The organism is Allobosea sp. UNC402CLCol (assembly GCF_000745475.1).
Classification (GTDB): domain Bacteria; phylum Pseudomonadota; class Alphaproteobacteria; order Rhizobiales; family Beijerinckiaceae; genus Allobosea; species Allobosea spartocytisi.
In genome coordinates, this window is sequence record NZ_JQJJ01000015.1 from 203871 (window position 1) to 223309 (window position 19439).

Consider the following 19439-nt stretch of genomic DNA (forward strand, 5'->3'; position numbering starts at 1 on the left):
GCCGGAGCCGGTCTCGGCAAGGCCGGAAGCCCACCTTCACTGACGCAGGATCGCCATGTACGTCACGACCGAGACCAGCCCGATGCCGGGCGGGAACGATGTCGCTTATCGACGCGCCGTCGACAGCGCTCTCCCGCCGGCCCGCGCGATCAGCCCCACAAGGGTTCTGGGCTGGCTCCTGCGCGGCTGGCCCTGGCTGGCAATCACGGCACTCGCCGGCGCCGTCTCGGCTGTCGGCGCCGGGCAGCTCGTCACACCGCGCTTCACCGCGACGACGGAGCTGACGATCGCGCCATCCAACCTGCTGATTGCCCCGAACGACCTCTACGCGACCAATATCCAGAGCGACAGCCAGATCCTGGATGTCGAGAGCAAGATGCGGATGATCTCCTCCGGCAATGTGCTGCGCCGGGTCGTCGAAGAGCTCGGCCTCGGCAGCGATCCGGAATTCGCGCCAAGCCCGTGGATACCGGATTTCCTGCGCGCCTCCGACCAGCCGCCCGACGCGGCCGAGATCGCCCGCACCATCGCGAGGCACGTAACTGTCACCCGGCAGGAGCGCTCCTATGTCGTGTCCGTCTCGGCCTGGGCAAGCGAGGCGGCGCTGGCGGCGCGGCTCGCCAACGCCATCGCCGAAACCTTCCGCGCCGAGATCGTGCGGGCCGATGCCGAGCGGGTCGGGCGTGCGGCGCAAGGGTTGTCCGCTCGCCTCGGCGAGATCAAGGCGGCTGCGACCGAGGCGGAAGACCGGGTCGAGAATTTCCGCCGCGCGCACGGCCTGCAGCAGGGCCTGTCGAAGCAGCCGCTGAGCTCGGAAGCGCTGGAGCGGATGAGCGCCAAGCTAACCGATGCCAAGGCGCGCTTGGCCGAGGCGGAAGCGCGCTACAACGAAGTGTCGCGCTCGGTTTCGGCGCAGGGCGTTCAGGGAGGCGGTGTGCAGTCGCAGACGCTCGCCGGCCTGCTCGCCGACGAAGCCGGCCTGCGCCGGCAGGTCGCGGCGCTCTCCAAAACGCTCGGACCGCGCCACCCTTCCCTGCTCAACGTGCTGGCGGAAGCCGATGCGCTGGCCAAGGCGATAAGGTCCGAGACGGAGCGGCTGCGGCGCGCAGCCCGCATCGAGGTCGATCAGGCGAGACGCGCGTTCGACACGTTGAACGGCGAGACGCAGGCGCTGCGCGGCAGCGTCTCGACCGATGACCAGGCCCTGGTCAAGCTGCGCGAGCTCGAACGCGAGGCAGCGGCCCGGACCGCGCTCTACCAGACCTTCCTCACTCGAGCCGGCGAGACCGCACAGCGCCAGCAGATCGACGCGACGGATGTGCGGGTGATCACGCCGGCCACCCCGCCCTCGCGACCGACCTGGCCACCCCGCCCCGTCGTCGCGGCCGGAGCCGGGCTAGCGCTCGGCCTGCTGCTCGCCGCGGGCGTGCTCGCGGGGCTCGGCTATCTCCGCACCATCCGCAGAGGCGCAACGCCATGATGGATCATACGCAACCGCGCCCCGCTGCCGGCACCGCCGCGTCCCTGCTCTTCATGGCGACGCTGCTGTTCTACCTGGTGACGCTGACACCGTTCATCGATCTCTCAGCAGCCGCCGCGGGCGATGTCGCGACCGCCAAGTCCAACAGGCTCAACCAGATCGTCTATCTCGGGCTGACGGCGGTGCTGTGGCTCACCGTCCTGCGGTCGAGCGCACGCCACCTCGTCGCCCGCCCGCGCGGCATCCTGATCGCGATGCTGCTCTGGTTCGCGCTCGTCTCAGCCGTTTCGGCGCAGCCGGACGTAGCTCTCAAGCGCGTCTTCCTGGCCATGCTGACCATCGTGAACGGCAGCACCCTGCTCCTGTTGCCGCGCTCCGAACGCCAGTTCGCGGGCATGCTGACTCTCTGCTGCCTCGGGACGCTGACACTGGCCTATCTCGGCGTCGCGCTGATGCCGCAACTGGCAATCCACCAGGCCAGCGAAATCCGCGAACCGATGAATGCCGGTCTCTGGCGCGGCCATTTTGCCCATAAGAACGTCGCCGCCGCGGCCATGGTGGTGATCAGTTTCGTCGGCCTCTACCTGTTCGGCACTGGCCGGCGCCTCGTCGGCAGCCTCATGGTCGTGCTCGCGGCGATGTTCCTCGCCCAGACGGGCGGGAAATCCGCGATCGCGGCGCTGCCGGGCATCCTCGGCATCGCCTGGGCGTTCGAGCGCTGGCGTGCCCTTCGGATTCCGATGATCGCCATCGGGATCGCTGCCATCAATATCCTGACGATCGGCTGCGCGATGTCGCCGACCATGCGCGGCCTCGTCGCCGGGCTCGGTATCGATCCGACCTTCACCAACCGCATCGACATCTGGAAGATCGGCGCCACCGCCGTCCTGGACAGGCCGCTGACCGGCCATGGCTTCCAGCTGTTCTGGCAGACCGACGCGATGGTCCACAAGGGCGGCGCGGCGGCGGGCTGGGCATACGCTGCCTTCAACGGCCACAACGCCTATCTCGACATGGCGATCACGACGGGCCTCCCCGGCCTTGTCTTGACGCTGGTCCTCATTGTCTGGCTGCCGCTGCGCGCCATCGCTCGGGCGGAAGCGACAGCCAACGATCCCGCACTTACCCGCCTCTTCGTGCGGATCTGGCTCTACGGAATCCTGGCGGCCTGCGTCGAGAGCCTGTTCTTCCAGTCCGGCAGCCTGATCTGGTTCATGCTGATCGTCGCGATCTTCGGCTTGCACCTGCAAGCCAGCGCGCACGAGATCCGCGAGCCGGCACAGCATCCCCGCGAGATGGAGCCGGCCCATGCCTGACCCATCGAGAATCTCAACTCCATCAGCCGGTCTCGCCCGCCTTTCGGCCCGGCTCGACCAATTCGCCGGGCGCCTGGAGAACAGGCTGATCCGCGCCGTTCCGCGGGATGTCATGGAGGTTCCGTCAGAGGAGCCAATCGTCTCCTTCACCTTCGACGACGTGCCGGCTTCCGCCCTCGAAGCCGGCGCCGCGATCCTCGAAGCGAACGGCGCGCGTGGCACCTACTACATCGCGGCAGGATTGGAGGGACGGATCGAGCCTGGCCGCACGCTGATCGATCGCGCCGGCTGTCGGGAACTTGCGGCGCGCGGTCACGAGCTCGGCTGCCACAGCTTCGCACATCATGACCTACGGCATGTGGACGGCACCACCCTGGCCGAGGACCTCGCCCGCAACGGCGATTATCTCGACACGATCGATCCGAGGCCGTCACGGCGGAATTTCGCCTATCCCTACAATAGCGGCTCCTTAGGCAAGCGCGCCCTGCTTGCCCGAACCTTCCGTAGTTGTCGGGCCGGTGGCGAGGGTATCAATCGCGGCCCGACCGACCCGGCCTTCCTGCAGGCGGTCGAGATCCGGCAACCGCAGCAGCATGTATTGGGGCTCGCCCGCTGGATCGATGCGCTGGTCGCCGATCCCGGCTGGCTGATCTTCTTCACGCATGACGTCTCGCCGCAGCCGACGGCCCATGGCTGCACGCCCCCCAGCTTCCATCTGCTCGTCGCCTATGCGCTCGCTCGCGGCTGCCAAGTGCTAACCGTCGACGCGGCGCTCGATCGCATGGGCCTGCGGGAGGGAAGGCCATGACATCCCCTCGCAGGCTCCTGGCCATCAACAACTACTTCTACCGGCGCGGCGGAGCGGAGAGCGTTTTCCTCGACCATATCGGCCTGTTCACGGCGGCGGGCTGGGACGTGGTGCCCTTCGCGATGCAGCACCCCGCCAACCTGCCGAGCCCCTGGTCCGAGCATTTCGTCTCAGAGATCGAATATGGCGGGGCCAGCGGACCGCTCACCAAGGCAAAACAAGCGGCGAAGATCGTATTCTCGCTGGAGGCGCGCCGGAAGATCCGCGCCCTGATCGGACAGGCGCGGCCGACGGTGGCCCATGCCCATAATGTCTACCACCACATCTCGCCGTCGATCTTCGGCGCCCTCAAGGCCGAGGGCGTGCCGCTGGTGATGACGGCGCATGACCTGAAGGTCGCTTGCCCGGCCTACAAGATGCTGAGCCGGGGCAGCATCTGCGAGCGCTGCCGCGGCGGGCGCATCCACAACGTCCTCCTCCATCGCTGCGTCAAGGATTCCGTTGCCGTCAGCGGGCTCGTCCTGATGGAGACGCTGGTCCATCGCAGCCTCGGGCTCTATCGCGGCACGCTCGACCGCCTGATCACGCCGAGCCGCTTCTATCGTGACAAGCTGATCGCTTGGGGCTGGAACGCAGACCACATCGTCCATATCCCGAACTGCCTCGATGCAAGCGGATACGTGCCCGCCGCCGACGAAAACGAGTATTTCGTCTATGCTGGGCGGCTCGCGCCGGAGAAAGGGCTGGCGACGCTCCTGCACGCCGCCGCGCTGGCGCGCCGGAAGCTGATCCTAGCCGGAAGCGGCCCGGAAGAAGAGAGCCTGCGCCGGCTCGCGGCACGCCTCGGCGCCGATGTCGGCTTTGCCGGCCATCTCGACCAGCCGGCGCTGCAACGCCTGATCAGCGAGGCGCTGGCGCTGGTCCTGCCTTCCGAATGGTACGAGAACGCCCCCGTCAGCCTCCTCGAAGCCTATGCGCTCGGGCGCCCGGTCATCGCCGCCCGGATCGGCGGCATTCCCGAGCTCGTCGCCGAAGGCGAGACCGGCCTGCTGGTCGAAGCCGGTAACGCAGCGGCGCTCGCCGAAGCCCTCTCCGCCCTCGCCGATTTCTCTCCCGCCAAGCGTGCCGGAATGGGTGCAGCGGGCCGCGACCGGGTCCTGCGCGAGTTCTCGCCCGCCCGATATCGCGAACGCACCCTCAACCTCTACGAGGCGATCTGCTGATGTACACCCTGATCCCGCCCGTCTCCCTCCTTCCGCGCGAGCGTAAGGTCGTCTTCGTCGGCCTGCGCGGCGTCCCCGACATCCAGGGAGGGGTCGAAACCCATGTCGCCGCGATCTCGGCGCGCCTGGCGGAGCGCGGCTGGCGGGTCGAAGTTATCGGCCGTACGCCTTATCTTCCCTCGCGAAGGCCCTATGTCTGGAAGGGCGTCACCGTCACACCGGTCTGGGCGCCGCGCTCGCGGAGCTTCGAGGCGGTGCTGCACACGACGCTCGGCCTCTTCGTCGCGGCCCGCGAGAACCCAGATCTCGTCCATATCCATGCGATCGGCCCGGCGCTGCTGACCCCACTCGCGCGCCTGCTTGGCCTGCATGTCGTCGTGACGCATCACGGCTTCGACTACGAGCGGCAGAAATGGGGGCCCGCCGCAAGAGCCATCCTGCGGACCGGTGAAGCGCTGGGCATGCTGTTCTCGCACGCGAATATCGGGGTTTCTAGGACGATCGTCGAGACCGTCCGCCACCGGTTCAGCGTTGGCGCGACTTTCATTCCCAACGGCGTCGAGAGCCCTCCGCCGGCCAATCCCGACATCCCCTATCTCGACCGTATCCAGCTCAGGCCGCGGCGCTATGTCCTGAGCGTCGGCAGGATTGTCGAGGAGAAGCGCCATCTCGACTTGATCGCGGCCTTCGCGCGCCTGAACGATTCCGGTCTCAAGCTCGTCATCGCCGGCGCTGCCGACCATGCCGGCTCCTACCAGCATGACGTTGCAGCGGCAGCCGCCGCGACGCGCGGCGTGGTGATGGCGGGCTTCCAGCGCGGCGAAGCCCTATCCCAACTCTACCGGCATGCCGGCCTGTTCGTCCTGCCATCGAGCCATGAAGGCATGCCGATGGCGCTGCTGGAAGCGCTTAGCTACGGCGTGCCCTGCGTCGCCAGCGACATCGACGCCAACCTCGCCCTGGAGCTCGGACAGGACAGCTATTTCCCACTGGGGGCGGTGGATCGGCTGGCGGAGGCGATGCGCGCGAAACTGGCCGCATCCAACCCCGCCGAGAGCGCGGCGCGCGCTGCCAAGATCCTCGATTCCTTCGGCTGGGGCGCGATCGTCGATCGCACCATGGAGGTCTACGAGAGCGCGCTTCGCGGCTGGCGGCCTGACGGCGCTCGTCGTGGCGGCGCCCATCTCGGCAACCATGTCGAGCTCGGAGGCTGACGATGAAGCTTGCGCTGCGAAACCTCGAAATGACCGTGCTCGGCCTGGGCTTTCTCGGCCTGGCCTGGGGGAAGAACAGGCTCAACGGCTACACCACGCCGAACGGCGTCGCGAAATCCGATCCCGACGGGCAGATCGCCTATCTCCTCGACGTCTTCGCTTCGTTGCGCCGCTTCATGCCGCCGGATTTCGACTTGCGCGGGCGGGACGTTTTGGAGTTGAGCCCCGGCGCCTCGCGCGGCAACGGCGTGCTCTTCCTGGCGCTGGGCGCTCGCTCCTATCACGCGATCGACGTGTTCGACCTCGCCGTCGGGGAAGAACCCGGTTTCTACGAGCGGTTGCTCGACCAGTTTCCCGAAGGCCGCGCCGCCGACCGGGCGCGCGCGCGGGCCTTCGCCGGCACGCCCGACTCGCGCGAGTTCGGCTATGCGGTGGGGCGCGATTTCGACATTCTGCGCCTGGCCGAGGGCAGGACATTCGACCTGATTGTCAGCTGCGCCGCCTTCGAGCATTACGACCACCCCGCGAACGCCATCGCGGCCATGACGCAGGTCGCGCGGCCCGGCTGCGAAGCGGTCCACATCATCGATCTGCAGACGCATTCGCGCTGGATCCGGGAGCGCGACCCCAACAACATCTATCGCTATCCCGAGCTGCTCTATCGGCTCTTCGCCTTTCCGGGACAGCCGAACCGGCAGCGCCCCACTGATTATGTCCGCGATTTCGAAAGCCAAGGCTGGAGCGATGTCCGCTTCGTGCCGTCGCGGACGATCGATTCCGTCCTACGGGCGGCCTCGCTGCGCGGCCTCGCCGCTCCCTTCGCCGGGCAGGCCGACATGGCCATCCTCGATGGCGCCCTGACGGCGCGTTATCCGGGCAAGGCCGGCGTTTCGGGGGCATCGCCATGACGAGCCGCCGCTCGGTTCTCGCCGGCCTCGCGGCCTCCGCCCTTGTCGGAACGGGACAGGCCACAAGCCGTTCCGGCGATAGCCTCCCGCTCTTTCGCCGCGGCATCGGCGTCTCCCATGCGCTGGGCTGGGCCGAGGTCGCGCCCGACGGCTCCTATGGAGAGCCTCCCTTCTCGGCTCCGCGCTTCCGCTTCGACGCGGCGCAGCGGCGGGCGGTCCGCGCCGCCGGCTTCGATTTCGTGCGCCTCGCCGTCGATATCGGGCCTTTCCTGGCGTTCCAGCGCGCGGCCCGCGATCGGCTCGATGCGCTTCTCATGGGCACGGTGCGCGACTTGCTTGATGCCGATCTCGGCGTGATCGTCGACCTGCATCCGAGTGCGATGAACCCGACCTACCGGCCAGCGGCCCTGACCGCAGGCGTCAATGCGCCGATCTTCCGGGCGGTGCTCGATTTGCAACAACGGCTGGCTAGCCTGCTGGGGCGGCTTGCCGAGGACAGGACACCCACCAGCCAGCCGAGGCTCGCCTTCGAGCTGATGAACGAACCGGAAGTACCCCAGAGGGCCTGGCAGCCCATGCTCGAAGCTAGCTACAGAGCTGCTCGCATGGGTTCCGCCACGCTGCCGCTCGTACTCGGCGGCGGCTCGATGAATGCGGCGGCGGCGCTGACGGTGATCGACACGCAGCCCTTCGCGGGCGACGGCCGCCTGATCTATACCTATCACGACTACGCGCCCTGGCAGTTCACGCATCAGGGCCTGCGCGGCAGCCCGGCCCATGCGCTGGACGCGATCCCCTACCCGGCGCCACCCTCGGCCGATGTGATGATCGCGGCAACCGAGCAACGTATCGCCAGCCTCGGCTTGGAAGGCGCCGCGCTGAGCGAAGCCCGGAGGGCGAGGCGAACCCTCGCAAGTTACGCCGGCTTCGACCGCCCCGATCTCGCACGAACCTTCCGGCAGGTGAATGCCTGGCGCATGGCGCAGCGGCTCCCCGCTCACGCGATCCTACTCGGGGAATTCGGCGTGCACAGGACGCCTTATCTGAACACGCCGGAGGGAACCGTCGCACGCGAAACCTGGCTGCGCGACATGCGCCAGCTCGCCGAGGCGCATAGCTTCGCCTGGGCCGCCTGGACCTATGCGGGGACCGGCGGCTTCGCACTCGCCGAGAACGAGGCCGGACCCGGCTTCGACGCGGCGACGCTGCGTGCGCTCGGCCTTCAGTGAGGTCGGCATGACCCACCAGCGCTATGCCCATCTCGATGGATTGCGGGCGATCGCCGCGCTCGGCGTGATGGTCGAGCATCTGTTCGGCGACCTCATTCGGCAGGCCCCCTCGGCGACGGGGCCGATGGGCATTGTCGCTCGATCGGTCTCCGAGAATCTGAGCCTCGGCCGGTTCGGCGTGGCGCTGTTCTTCCTGATCAGCGGGTTCGTCGTGCCCTTCAGCATCGCCGGCCAGAAGCCGCTGCGGCATTTCGCGATCTCGCGGCTGTTTCGGCTCTATCCGGCGCTGTGGCTGGCGCTGGCCGTGCTCACACTTACGGCCTGGCTTGCCGGCGACGCGCCGCCGGCCGCGACCGTGCTGGCCAATATGACCATGGCGCCGCCGCTTTTCGGCCAGCCCTGGCTTTCGCCGATCTACTGGACGCTGTTCGTCGAGCTCGTGTTCTATGTTCTCGCCGCGCTGCTGTTCGCCGCGGGTATGCTGCGCCATATCGGCGCCTTGCTTGGCCTCGGCCTAGGCCTGATCGCGGCCACCATCCTGCCGATGCAATTGCGCTTGCATGGCGTCGCCGAACTGCCGGTCCAGTATCTCGGCATGCACCTGTCCTTCCTATTCCTCGGGCTGCTTTTGCGGCTCTGGCTTGTGGAACGGAAGCCCGGCGCGCGGCTCTCGGCGTTGGTTCTCGCGTTCGCGCAGCTCGCGGCAATCGTCGCGGTCTCGTCATTTTCGCTGGCGCGCGGCGACCATTTCATCATGGAGGGGCTCAAGCCCGTTCTCGGCGCCCATCTCGCCGCCTTCGCGCTCTTCCTTGCGGCAATCCGGCTGGAGCGGCCGCGTTCCGCCGCGCTCGCTCGGATCGGATTGATCAGCTATGCGATGTATCTGTTCCACGGGCCGGTCAACGCTGCCGTCTATCGAGCCCTGCCTCTGACCGGGCAATCCGGCGACCTCGCGACGATGCTGACCTGCATCGGCCTGACGCTCGCGCTATCCTGGCTCGTCCATCGCATCGTCGAACGCCCGATGATCGCGATGGGGCGCTCGTTATCGTCACGCCGCACGCTCCTGCCAGCGACGAGCGCTCCAGCTCCGTGAGAACCAGTCTGGCTTCAGTCGGCCGACTAGAAAGCCAACGCGCCAGAACCTATTGAGGCGCCAACATCGGCGCCTCTCCAAGTATCGATCTGAATTGTCGGGGGCGCTCTTTTCCAATGCCAGCAGCGGGCCAACCCTGGCTGTGTGGCATATCGCTGCATTAAAACGCCCGAAACCCGCCGGAATGTCGGGAAGGGGCCAGCTTCGGCCGGCCAAACTGACCAAAACCGGTCTTTGCGAGTGTCCGCAACGGGCCATGCCTTGCTAGTGGTCGGCGATTTCAAATGGGGCAAGTTAGACATGGCCGAAACTCATCCATGGCAAGGTCCGCTTTCGGCACATTTCCACCGGAGCCACTAGGCCGTCGTCATCAACGGTGTGACGACCCAGGTGAAGGTGGCGGCTCGCTGGCCCGCCAGGTTTCGGCTCTCGATCCGAGCCACCAGCGCTTCCTGTTGCGCGGTCTCTGCGGGTCACCTCCGGCTTAGTGACGCGGCTGCGGGGCGGCGACGAGCTCGCCGCAATCGGCAAATGGTTCGATCCGGCCTCGATCTCGGAAAGCCCGAACCCGACGAACGCCGTCCTGTGCGAACTCGGGAAGTACAGCATCGCGGTCATGCACAATGGCGAGCTCAGCGCGATCCACTATTCGGTCATCGAGGGGCAGTTGGCGGCCTTGTTCGATGTACAGGGCAGTTGCGAGCGGACCTTTTGCCCGTGCTGCTCGTGGCCTACACTTTCTTCGGGCTCGATGCGCTCGGGTACCAGCTAGAGGATCCGTTCGGATCGCAACCGAACGCATTGCCGCTGAACGCGCTGCAGCGCATTGTCGAGCGAAAGATGCTGTCGATGCTCGGCTGCAAAGATCTGCCTGAGCCGATCCAACCGAAAGACAACATGCTGAACTGACGAAACCGCCCGCCGCCGCCCCGAGACGGACCCGCACCGAGGAGGAGAACGCCATGGCCCAAACGCGCAAGGACGAAGAGCGAGCGCTCAATGTCGAGGAGCGGGAGATCGTCGCGCAGACGCGCCACCCCGCCGTGCAGGACCTGGCGCACGACGCCGTGAACGTCTTGCTGAAGCGGTTGCGGGATCTGCGCGACAAGGCCAGCAGCCACGCCAACCAGCAGCGCCGCGAAATGCGCGGCAAATCAGCCCCGAAAGGCACGGAGCCCAGCACCGGTAATGCGGGGTCGAGCCTGAAAGCAACGACACTGTCGGCTGCCCTGAAACGACTGAATGCCGAGGTTCAGCGTCGCGCCGAGATGGCGAAGAACCATAGCCTGATCGAGAACGCCCAGCGCGCGCTCGAACTCAAGATGCACGCGCAGCAGAACAACATCCCGTTCAACACCCGGCACGCCAATCGCGGCATGCACGACATCCCGGACAAGGAGGTGAATTCGCTGATTCGCCCGGCGGAGCGGGGGCGCCTCCGCAAGGCATCCCATGTCGCCCAGGCGAAACGCGATTCCTCAGGTCACTGAAAACCTCGGCGACGCGGCGCGGATCGGAGCCCCGATTTTCCCAGTCGCCGGGTAGGCGCGGACAAGGGCGCACACGATCCGCTGCCTCAGTCAGGCTGGCCTGCTTGCTTCAGATATAGCTGATAAGAAGCCCGCATCACCTCGTTGTCATTAAATTTTTCGTCGATCTCGGCTTCCATTGTGCTGAGTTCAAAACACCGGTCGGCGATATCTTGCCCGGTCATTGGGGGTAGCCCAAGCTGTTTGAAATCGCGAACGCTTCTCTCCCAGATGAGCTGCGCTTTCTGCATTCGAGCTCGCTCTTTGCGGATATAGCCACGCTGCGACGACTTACCCTCCAACGCGAATTCTCGGAACGATTTCGGCACCTGGGGCATGTGGCCTCTAGGAATTGGCAGATACGTCGAGCATGCCGCGACCGAGTTAACGCGAAGCTCATGGGGGAGCACGCTTCAGAGGCGGCAACCCTGCATGCTTTGGCGCATGATTTCATCGTCCTGTTGGCCGATGCCGATAGGTCCGTATCGCGTGGTTTCTTCCGTGGTGTTTTCGTGCAAAGGGCCTCGCCCCTCCACAAACGGAATCTCTGAGCGCGCGGCGGGTTCGCATACGAATAGCAACCTGCAGCGGCATCCCCGGACCAGCCCGGCACGGGGCACGATTTCAAAGTTTGCAGCGAATTGAAGGTCACCACCGGATCGATCACGTTGTAATACACCTAGCGGAAGGTCCAATTCATATCGACCAACGCTCGGGCGCAAGTTGCAGGCGCGAGGTCAAACCACCCACTGACCCGGAAATCTCATATTGCTGCCTCAGATTGAGTGCGCTCAAAAACACGTCAATGCCGGAGTGAAAGTTATAGGCGTGGATGTTGCGTTACGCCATCTTGAGCGGCAGTTTAAGAGGCTGGGTTGTCGAAAATTGAAAAGACGTCAGCAGGGGGATTCCAGTGATAGCAAAGCTACCCAACCCTATCGATCGACACGTCGGTAGCCGCATTCGCATGCGTCGGATGCTCGCCGGCATTAGCCAGGAGAGGCTGGGCGAATCTCTCGGTGTTACGTTTCAGCAGGTACAGAAGTACGAGAAGGGTTCAAACAGAGTCAGCGCCAGTCGTTTGCAGCACATTGCCACAATGCTGGGCGTCCCCGTATCATTTTTCTTCGACGGCGCCCCTAGCAGCGAGCAAGCTCTCGCCGGCGTGGATGATCAGGCAAGCGGATACGTCTCGGACTTTCTTTCGACGAGCGAAGGCGTTCAATTGATCAAGGCTTTTTCCCAGATCAAGAATAACCGCGCCCGCCGCCGCATTATCGACCTTGTTGAAGCTCTCGCGGAGTCCGATGATCAGCAGAAATAGGATCCGATGCCTTATCCTCACCGTTGGCCCCGTCATTTTGTAAGCTCAAAAGCTCATGGGCTGCCGCGGACAATAATTGATCCAGGATCGGATTGTTGAGCGACGCAGCTTCGTCGGCCAGTTGACGAATTTGATCGACGAGCGAAAGCAGCTTGGCGGGTCTCGAGCTTGGCATGGCTGACGCCCGCAACGGCCGGCTCCGAACGGAGCAAGCGATTAGGATGCAAAGCTTAGAGTACACGCAGGAGTAAACAAACTCTTACCACCTTGTTCGGACATCATTTTCTCAATGTCAGCAGGGCTGATGAATTGGTCCCGGAACCAGGGGAAACGGGCAGGATCAAATGAGGAGATGATCCAATCGATGGTGCGCCGGACGTGAGCAAGCTCCCCTGAGGCAGGATGATAGGCAAGCCAGATATCACGCTCCAGGACGAAGTCCTGTGCGACGTGCACCAGGCCGCGAGAGACAACCGGCACGTAGGTGGGAAAGGCGGATACGCCATGATGGCTTAGCGCTGCTATGAACTGAGCTGAACTAGAGTTCACGCGCAAGCTGACAAAGCGGCGCTTATCTGTTGACGTCATCTTCTCCTCAACTTCCTCGCTACGGATCTGAGGCCCGACGATTTCGATGAGGTGAAACTTGTCGATGTCGCATTTGCTTGCGGGCGCGCCGTGCTTCGCGATGTAGCCCTCCGACGCGTACAGAACCACGTGCAATTTTCCGATCTTTCGGACTATCAGCTCCGGATCAGTTGGTTTTTCCAGTTGAATCGCGAGGTCGACATCAAGCTCGGAAATCTTCGGGAGCTCCATGGAACAACGCAAATCAAACTGAATATCTGGATGCTTGCCGCGTAAATCGTTGAACATCGGCGTAAGCCAGAATACGCCCAGCCCTTCGGTGATGCCGACGCGAACAACGGAGCGAAGCTCGGGTTGCCGGCGATTGGAAAAAGCGGCGAACGCTCGGGCCTGCCGCTGCACACTTTTCGCCACGGTGGTCAGGCGCTCTCCGGTCTCGGTCAGAGTGAGCCCGGTCGGCTGCCTGTGAAATAGAATCGCCCCGATCTGATTCTCGAGTTCTTTGAGGCGATTCCTGACGAAACTATGAGTGTGGCCCGTATCTATGCAGGCCGCACGAATGCTTTTGCATTCTGCAACCTTCAAGAAAATCCTGATGTCGTCCCAGTTGAAGCTCATTTCGCCGTGCATGCCAGGGTGTGCGATTTCAGAGCTAACGTGCGTCATTTCAAATCTATCCCCGCCCCTGAAGTTTCGGATTAACCTTTGGGCTGTTGCGTACCCAGTTCCTCGTATCCAGAAGGATTTGCGTTATGGGAATCAGCTACTCAAAGGAGCATTTTAATATTGCGCCAGCCCCGCGCAATTTTCGCTCACTCGACTACACACGCTACGGACGCGGATTCGTTACCTTCACACCGCAGAACGACATCATCTGTCATTCATTGGAAATGGCAAGCAAGGATATCCCTGGTATCGCTGAGACAAAGACTGTTCTCGCGGTCTTCAAGCACAATCCCGATACGTTCGTTGCCTTCGCCCGAGAGCACGTCGTGTGTCGGAACCAGGCGCCGGTGGGCATGCTCGCGCATCTCCCGCTGACGCAGGAAGGCGTCCTGGCGTTGTTCACCGGCGAGCTGAATACGGCGGAGCCGGCCCTAAAATTCATCTGCAAGCCGCATCAGCGGCCCGCCGCCCTGTACTTCTGGTTCATCCATATTCCGGCCGAGCTTGGGCATGGCGGCGGCATGTCGCTCGTCATGGAAAGAATGACCAGCGACAAGAACCGCGACCTGCCAATTTTCTGCAAGGCTGCAAACGCCAAGGCAAAGGCGCTTTTCGAGAGCATGGGATTCTCGCAGGGCGCGACCTACGAGATGTTGCACTCCCGCGAGCTGATGAGCTGCGCCGTCCCGGATCCGGCCGCCAACCGCAAGCCCTACGACAATTTCCTCCCCGGCCGGCATGCCGGAACTAGGAGGACTTCGGTCTCGGTCGTGCATTCGCTCGACGATCTGCTGAAATGCATCGCCATTCGCGGAGCTGCCTATGTCGAGGAGCGCTCCATCCCCTATGCCGAGGATGTCGATGGCAACGATTTCACCGCCACGCACTTGCTTGGCTTCGTCGGGGATGAGCCGGCCGGCTGCATTCGGATCCGCTATTTCGCGGATTTCATCAAGCTCGAGCGTCTGGCCGTGCTGCCCCGCTGCCGTGGTGGCCTTGCCCTCGATCTCATTCGCGCCGCAATCGCATTCGGCAAGGCCAAGGGGTATCGGCGCTTCTACGGTCAAGCCGCCGCACCCGTTCTCAAGCTCTGGGAGCATTTCGGGTTCGAGCGCCGCTCGGGGCCGGGGCTGAGCTATCTGACCGACGAGGTCTATTACGAGATCGACCTTGTTACCGAGACGCCTACCGAGCAACTGTCTCATCTCTCCGGCGCCAACGTCCTGATACGGCCGGAGGGCCAATGGGATCGACCAGGCCCCTTGGAGGCGGCTGCGCCCAAATCTGCGGTCGTCGATGACGTAGCCCTCGCCGTGGCCGGCTCGACCGAATTCGTTCCCGCTCCTCAGATTCGGACAATGCAGCCGGATCGCGACATCCCCGGTTGCGTGAATCCGTTCTACGGCGAGTCGCCGGATTGCAGCGAGAATTCGTGGCCGCCCTTGATTTACGGCGACATCAGGAGATGAACATCCATGGTTGACGCCCGTCCCGTGTTTTCGGATCGCTCGATTTGCGATCCGATCGACGTCCTCATCACCCGAGTCGATGTCCTGATCCAGGATGCGTCGAAGATCGACCCGGTCAGCGCAGCTCTATTGGGTCTGGCCAAAGTCGAGCTCATCAAGGGGAAGGCTCTCAAGGCCGGCGCGATTGCCGAGTTCAAGCCTCCCCCGTCCGGACGATAAACCCACTCTGCTTCCCCGGCACATCTCCGGGGAAGCGCTCCCCAACCCGAAACGCTCCAAAGGAGACTGACATGCGACCTCCGATCGATGTTGCGCGGTTTGCCGGCGCTTGGCGTTGGCTGGTGGCATCGAATTCTGTTTTCCTGGGCGCAGAACTGGCGTTGCTCCTTGGTATCGATCCAATTGAGGGGCGCGCCGGCGTCAAACCGGAGCGCATCGCCCAGTCGATCCACCCGGATGATCGGGCTTCCTATGTCGAGGCGGTTGAGCGTGCCTCGTTCTATGGCGGCGACATCAGCCTCAGTTATCGCGTCATGAGCTCTGAGGCGCTTCACCGTATCGAAATCGCGGGAAGTTGTGTGCGGGCGGGGCGGGGCGGGCGCCCTCTGGAATATCTCGGCGGCGCTCACATCTGGGAGCAGCCCGACGAGCACCCTCTTGCGATGGCCGCGGACCATTTGCTGAATGCGGCCCAGCTTGTGCGAGGGGCCGGCGAAAAATCGCTCTCCCTCTTCATCGACATGGCCCTGATGGAGATGGCCACCCGTCTAGCGTCGAGGGAGAAGACACTACAAAAGCCGTGCCCGCGGATTTCCGTCGTTCGGTGAGAGTCTTCACCGGCCGGGCTCAGATCGCCTCCTACTTTGCAGCGAGCCGGTTTGACCAGGGACGGCGCTTCGGGGCTTTCGTCGATCAGCGGCCGGACGTCCTGATCGCGATGCTGCGCCAACTCGTGCCCTTTACGGAGTAGTTCTCGAATGCGGTTCGGGCAAATTGCCGAGACCCCAGATCTCTCCAAACCCAAAGCAGGTGATAGCCCCCCTTGAGGGCTGGTCCGTTGGGCAACCCGTCACGCGGGGAACGCTCCGTTGCTTAACGCGTACAACTGACCGCTTTCGACCCATTGCCAACCTCGAGAATGCCTGCTTCTGGGTTCTTCAGTAAGCCGCCATTCAGGCTGCCGAGATGAACGCGACCGCAGGCGCATTCTGGGCTGAGCGCGGCAAGAGCGCCGAAGCCCGCGTCCGCGAACTGTCCCTCCTCCTCGACAAGCAGATGGGCATGCCATGCGAGCAGATCAGGCATCGGCAGGAGGTCGAAGCCGCGATCGCTGCGGAGAGGGAACGCATTGCCGCGAACCTCGACGCGCAGGCTGACGCCCAATGGGAGCGCTGCGAAACGAAGCGCTCAAACCCACCATCCGCCGACGAACAAGCTGATGCTGCTCAAGCTTTTGCGCTACAGAAGGCCGCCGCAGCCATCCGGGCGCAGGGGGAGTGAGATATCTGATCCCGCCTACGAGGCCAAATACGGCAAGGGCCCTCACCTGACGGCCGACGCAGTGGTCGTGCGCGGGAACGAAATTGCTCTGGTCCGGAGAAAGAGCAGCGGGCAATGGGCCCTGCCGGGCGGCCTCTCCATTGGGTCATGGGTGTCAATCGCCCAACGTGATGAATGCCTCAGTTGGGTCGGGAGCGGAAGTCAGATGCGCAGTTCCAAAAGGCTGTGCCGCCGCGCAATTATACTACATTAAAATGCGATACATCGTGGGCCGCATAGCAGCGCTTCGCAGTCGAAATGACATCATCGAGATCACTGGTTCGCAGCAAATCTGAGTATCTACCACCGACGCTCCAGCAAAAATCTATCACAAATTCCCCGCATGAATCCTTCTGAACTACAAATAGAAACTTGTCGTCGATAGAAACCTCCATGAACCAACCATTCCTCTCACTCATAAGGCCAAACTCGTAGGTAACGTTCAGGTGTGGGTTGGCCACGGGAATTTGCCAGGGCATCGGTTCTGACCGTCCGACGAGTTGCATTCTTCATTATATCGGCTTCGCAGATCACAACACCATCATCGAGGCCCTGCTGGCGCCCTACCATGTCCAGGAGATCGGCGTGGCCGGCCAAGACAACGACTTCTAGACAATCCCGAAGAGCCTGAGCAGCGAGGCTGCCATCACGATCCATGCCACTGCCTCAAGGGCCGCCCTTCCTTGAGACTTGGCGGTCCGCTAGTGGTCTAGGTAGCGAGTTCGCCGCAGACGGGCACTCGTTCGAGAGTTCCGGGGAAAACGCTGTGAAGGCGGCTGCAGGAGCGCCGCAGCTCAATCTTCGACATTGACCGAGCCGAAGAGAATCGTTTCTATCGCAAAGGGTTCTGGCTGGCCGACCGGCGATGGGCAATCGGATCGTGGCCTGATTCCGTGACCGAATATGTCGCGATGGGGCACCAGGGAATGGACCGGATCAACTCTGCGGGCGCGATCAGCCCGCTCGCCTTCTTGTTCCGGCGGTGCTCAGACCAGCCCCATATCGTCCGAAACGCATCGGTCACGAGGGCAATTGCGATACGTGGCGTGTCATATGCCGCCCTTCTCGCGGCCTCAACTATTCCGGCTCTGGCAGATGGCGGAATTGGCGGTATCGGCTTTGGCTGGTGGTTCACCAGCGGGGGCACCGGCTTCTTGGGTGCTCCGGGCAACGATGCGATGGGCAATGCTGGTGCCGGTGGCGGTGGCTCCGGCGGCGGCAAGGGCGGTGACGGTGCCTCGGGAGCGTTAGGAGGCTCCGGCGGCACGGCCATCAGCCCTAACGGGCAAGATGGCGTCTCCGCCTCTTCTTTTGGCGCGGGCGGGGGTGGTGGCGGGGGTGGCTATAACGGCAATGGCCCCGGTACTGTTTCACTCTCGAATGTGGGCCTTTTGGTTGGCGGCAACGGTGGAGCTGGCGGCAACGGAACTCCTGTCGGCGCCGGTGGTGGTGGTGGCGGCGGGGCCGGCGGCTACGGTGCCGTCGTGCTGGGCGGCGGCATCAGTTCAAACATCGGGACGATTATCGGCGGCAATGGCGGTCGTGGCGGAATGTCGGGAATCTATCTCGGGCCGCCCTATCCAGATTCCGGCGGGTTTGGCGGTGACGGCGGTGTTGGTGTGCAACTGACTGCACCGGGTGCTGTCTTCCTCAACAGCGGCACCATAGCAGGCGGCAATGGCGGCCTGGGCGGGGCAGCGGGAATCGCTGGAGCTACACCGGGGACGAGTGGCTCGGGCGGCGTCGGAATAGCCGGCGCGAGTGTGACCATCATCAATAGCGGCACAATTTCCGGCGGGTTCGCCGGCGGCCATATCGGCGATGAAGCCTATCGCGCCAACGCGATCACGCTCACCGGGGGGAACAACCGGCTCGAGCTTCACGCCGGTTCGCAGATCGTCGGCAACGTGGTCGCCAGCGGCCTCGGCACCAACGACGTCCTGCGCCTCGGCGGCTCCGGCAACTGGACACTGGACGGCGGTATTGGGACTACCGGCCAGTATCGCAATTTCGACATTCTGGAGAAAACCGACACCAGCACATGGACACTGAGCGGTAGCGGCGACTTCGCCGGTTCTACCAGCGTTCTCGCCGGCAAGCTCGTGGTGAACGGCGCACTCGCGAGCTCGGCTGTGACGGTTGCGTCGGGTGCGCTGCTCGCCGGCTCGGGCACGGTGGGGGCGACGACGATTGCGTCCGGCGGCACCATTGCGCCGGGCAATTCGATCGGCACGCTCACGGTCAACGGTACATTCGTGCAGGGAGCAGGTTCGATCTATCAGGTCGAGGTCGACCCTGGCACGATGACGTCGGATCTGATCAAGGTGAACGGCGCGGCGACGCTCGCGACCGGCGCCGGCCTGTCCGTCGTGAATTATACTGGTGCAGCGTACGCACTCGGTCAGCGCTACACGATCCTGACCTCGACTGCTGGCCTCGTTGGAACCTACGGTTTCGACCAGACGCTGACGCCTTTCCTCAGCCTGCGTGACAGCTATGACGCCAATCATGCCTATCTCGCGGTGGTGCAAACCCGCAGCATCGGAGACATCGGCACCACCCCCAATGAGGCTGCCGTCGGCAAAAGCGTGGATAACCTGCCTGCGGGCAACTCGGTCCAAAGCGGCGTGCTCAACCAGCCGAGCCTCGATGCGGCCCGGCGGGCGCTGAATGACCTTTCCGGCGAGATCCACGCCTCTGCCAAGACGGCCCTGATCGAAGACAGCTGGTTGCTGCGTGCGGCAGTCAACGACCGGCTGCGCTCTGCCTTCGGCAGCGTCGGCTCGGTCACGCTGAACTACGGCTACAGCGCGGATCTGGCCCCGAGCGTGAAAGGGCCAATGCCTCTGCCGCAGCCGGACCGCTTCGCAGTCTGGGGCCAGGGCTATGGCTCATGGGGCCGGACCGATAGCGACGGCAATGCCGCGAGGCTGAAGCGCTCGACCGGCGGCTTCCTCGTCGGCGCCGATGCGGCGGTCTTCGACAATCTGCGCTTCGGCGTCGTTGCCGGCTACAGCCGCAGCGACTTCGACGTGAACAGCCGCCTGTCT

The 19439-nt window shown here is 64.0% G+C and carries 18 protein-coding genes; 16 read left to right on the forward strand and 2 right to left on the reverse strand.

Annotation, left to right across the window (positions count from 1 at the left end):
- The first annotated feature begins 55 nt into the window (after positions 1-55).
- From GY40_RS21025 to GY40_RS21070, 10 genes are all read left to right on the forward strand, one after another.
- Positions 56-1480, forward strand: a complete 1425-nt coding sequence (locus GY40_RS21025; protein WP_051988362.1) for a GumC family protein — start codon at positions 56-58, stop codon at positions 1478-1480.
- Positions 1477-2796, forward strand: coding sequence for an O-antigen ligase family protein (locus GY40_RS21030; RefSeq protein ID WP_051988363.1), 1320 nt, complete (start codon positions 1477-1479; stop codon positions 2794-2796). The genes GY40_RS21025 and GY40_RS21030 overlap by 4 nt, the downstream gene beginning before the upstream one ends.
- Complete coding sequence (locus GY40_RS21035) at positions 2789-3604, forward strand: polysaccharide deacetylase family protein (RefSeq protein ID WP_081925576.1); 816 nt, start codon at positions 2789-2791, stop codon at positions 3602-3604. The genes GY40_RS21030 and GY40_RS21035 overlap by 8 nt, the downstream gene beginning before the upstream one ends.
- Positions 3601-4827, forward strand: a complete 1227-nt coding sequence (locus GY40_RS21040) for a glycosyltransferase family 4 protein (RefSeq protein ID WP_038366458.1) — start codon at positions 3601-3603, stop codon at positions 4825-4827. Before GY40_RS21035 ends, GY40_RS21040 begins: the two co-directional genes overlap by 4 nt.
- Positions 4827-6041, forward strand: a complete 1215-nt coding sequence (locus GY40_RS21045) for a glycosyltransferase family 4 protein (RefSeq protein WP_081925577.1) — start codon at positions 4827-4829, stop codon at positions 6039-6041. The genes GY40_RS21040 and GY40_RS21045 overlap by 1 nt, the downstream gene beginning before the upstream one ends.
- A 2-nt stretch (positions 6042-6043) precedes the next feature.
- Positions 6044-6949, forward strand: coding sequence for a methyltransferase domain-containing protein (locus tag GY40_RS21050; RefSeq protein WP_038366460.1), 906 nt, complete (start codon positions 6044-6046; stop codon positions 6947-6949).
- Positions 6946-8178 carry a glycoside hydrolase family 5 protein gene (locus GY40_RS21055; protein ID WP_038366463.1) on the forward strand — a complete coding sequence of 411 codons (1233 nt, stop codon included), beginning with the start codon at positions 6946-6948 and terminating at the stop codon, positions 8176-8178. The genes GY40_RS21050 and GY40_RS21055 overlap by 4 nt, the downstream gene beginning before the upstream one ends.
- Before the next feature lie 7 nt (positions 8179-8185).
- Positions 8186-9274, forward strand: a complete 1089-nt coding sequence (locus tag GY40_RS21060) for an acyltransferase family protein (protein WP_038366610.1) — start codon at positions 8186-8188, stop codon at positions 9272-9274.
- Between the two features lie 717 nt (positions 9275-9991).
- Positions 9992-10183 carry a bestrophin family ion channel gene (locus GY40_RS28045; RefSeq protein ID WP_162738008.1) on the forward strand — a complete coding sequence of 64 codons (192 nt, stop codon included), beginning with the start codon at positions 9992-9994 and terminating at the stop codon, positions 10181-10183.
- Positions 10184-10236: 53 nt separating this feature from the next.
- Entirely contained in the window at positions 10237-10764 is a 528-nt protein-coding gene (locus GY40_RS21070; RefSeq protein WP_038366466.1) for a hypothetical protein, read from the forward strand.
- Between the two features lie 86 nt (positions 10765-10850).
- Here the strand turns inward: GY40_RS21070 and GY40_RS21075 are convergent, their stop codons facing one another.
- Positions 10851-11141: a hypothetical protein gene (locus tag GY40_RS21075; RefSeq protein WP_156116031.1), complete on the reverse strand. Its 291-nt coding sequence runs from the start codon at positions 11139-11141 to the stop codon at positions 10851-10853.
- Positions 11142-11716: 575 nt separating this feature from the next.
- Between GY40_RS21075 and GY40_RS21080 the strand changes: the two genes are divergently transcribed.
- Positions 11717-12127: a helix-turn-helix domain-containing protein gene (locus tag GY40_RS21080; protein ID WP_113254892.1), complete on the forward strand. Its 411-nt coding sequence runs from the start codon at positions 11717-11719 to the stop codon at positions 12125-12127.
- Between the two features lie 216 nt (positions 12128-12343).
- Here GY40_RS21080 and GY40_RS21085 read toward each other — a convergent pair whose 3' ends face one another.
- Positions 12344-13381: a LysR family transcriptional regulator gene (locus tag GY40_RS21085; protein WP_081925580.1), complete on the reverse strand. Its 1038-nt coding sequence runs from the start codon at positions 13379-13381 to the stop codon at positions 12344-12346.
- 86 nt (positions 13382-13467) lie between these two features.
- Here GY40_RS21085 and GY40_RS26730 point away from each other — a divergent pair, with 86 nt between their 5' ends.
- From GY40_RS26730 to GY40_RS27745, 5 genes are all read left to right on the forward strand, one after another.
- Positions 13468-14850: a GNAT family N-acetyltransferase gene (locus GY40_RS26730; protein ID WP_156116032.1), complete on the forward strand. Its 1383-nt coding sequence runs from the start codon at positions 13468-13470 to the stop codon at positions 14848-14850.
- A gap of 6 nt (positions 14851-14856) precedes the next feature.
- Positions 14857-15069, forward strand: coding sequence for a hypothetical protein (locus tag GY40_RS21095; protein ID WP_038366476.1), 213 nt, complete (start codon positions 14857-14859; stop codon positions 15067-15069).
- Between the two features lie 71 nt (positions 15070-15140).
- On the forward strand, positions 15141-15677 hold the full coding sequence (locus tag GY40_RS21100; RefSeq protein WP_038366478.1) for a PAS domain-containing protein: 537 nt from the start codon (positions 15141-15143) through the stop codon (positions 15675-15677).
- 358 nt (positions 15678-16035) lie between these two features.
- Positions 16036-16350, forward strand: coding sequence for a hypothetical protein (locus GY40_RS21105; protein ID WP_038366480.1), 315 nt, complete (start codon positions 16036-16038; stop codon positions 16348-16350).
- Positions 16351-17282: 932 nt separating this feature from the next.
- The coding region (locus GY40_RS27745; protein WP_156116033.1) for an autotransporter outer membrane beta-barrel domain-containing protein at positions 17283-19439 on the forward strand (2157 nt) is incomplete at its 3' end.

What these genes read in the sequence shown, in the direction of transcription:
- GY40_RS21085 (WP_081925580.1), bottom strand. Translation starts at nt 13,381, where the DNA reads ATGACGCACGTTAGCTCTGAAATCGCACACCCTGGCATGCACGGCGAA.
- GY40_RS26730 (WP_156116032.1), top strand. Translation starts at nt 13,468, where the DNA reads ATGGGAATCAGCTACTCAAAGGAGCATTTTAATATTGCGCCAGCCCCG.
- GY40_RS21040 (WP_038366458.1), top strand. Translation starts at nt 3,601, where the DNA reads ATGACATCCCCTCGCAGGCTCCTGGCCATCAACAACTACTTCTACCGG.
- GY40_RS21075 (WP_156116031.1), bottom strand. Translation starts at nt 11,141, where the DNA reads ATGCCCCAGGTGCCGAAATCGTTCCGAGAATTCGCGTTGGAGGGTAAG.
- GY40_RS21070 (WP_038366466.1), top strand. Translation starts at nt 10,237, where the DNA reads ATGGCCCAAACGCGCAAGGACGAAGAGCGAGCGCTCAATGTCGAGGAG.
- GY40_RS21030 (WP_051988363.1), top strand. Translation starts at nt 1,477, where the DNA reads ATGATGGATCATACGCAACCGCGCCCCGCTGCCGGCACCGCCGCGTCC.
- GY40_RS21055 (WP_038366463.1), top strand. Translation starts at nt 6,946, where the DNA reads ATGACGAGCCGCCGCTCGGTTCTCGCCGGCCTCGCGGCCTCCGCCCTT.
- GY40_RS21035 (WP_081925576.1), top strand. Translation starts at nt 2,789, where the DNA reads ATGCCTGACCCATCGAGAATCTCAACTCCATCAGCCGGTCTCGCCCGC.
- GY40_RS21105 (WP_038366480.1), top strand. Translation starts at nt 16,036, where the DNA reads ATGAACGCGACCGCAGGCGCATTCTGGGCTGAGCGCGGCAAGAGCGCC.
- GY40_RS21100 (WP_038366478.1), top strand. Translation starts at nt 15,141, where the DNA reads ATGCGACCTCCGATCGATGTTGCGCGGTTTGCCGGCGCTTGGCGTTGG.
- GY40_RS21025 (WP_051988362.1), top strand. Translation starts at nt 56, where the DNA reads ATGTACGTCACGACCGAGACCAGCCCGATGCCGGGCGGGAACGATGTC.
- GY40_RS21045 (WP_081925577.1), top strand. Translation starts at nt 4,827, where the DNA reads ATGTACACCCTGATCCCGCCCGTCTCCCTCCTTCCGCGCGAGCGTAAG.
- GY40_RS21095 (WP_038366476.1), top strand. Translation starts at nt 14,857, where the DNA reads ATGGTTGACGCCCGTCCCGTGTTTTCGGATCGCTCGATTTGCGATCCG.
- GY40_RS21050 (WP_038366460.1), top strand. Translation starts at nt 6,044, where the DNA reads ATGAAGCTTGCGCTGCGAAACCTCGAAATGACCGTGCTCGGCCTGGGC.
- GY40_RS21060 (WP_038366610.1), top strand. Translation starts at nt 8,186, where the DNA reads ATGACCCACCAGCGCTATGCCCATCTCGATGGATTGCGGGCGATCGCC.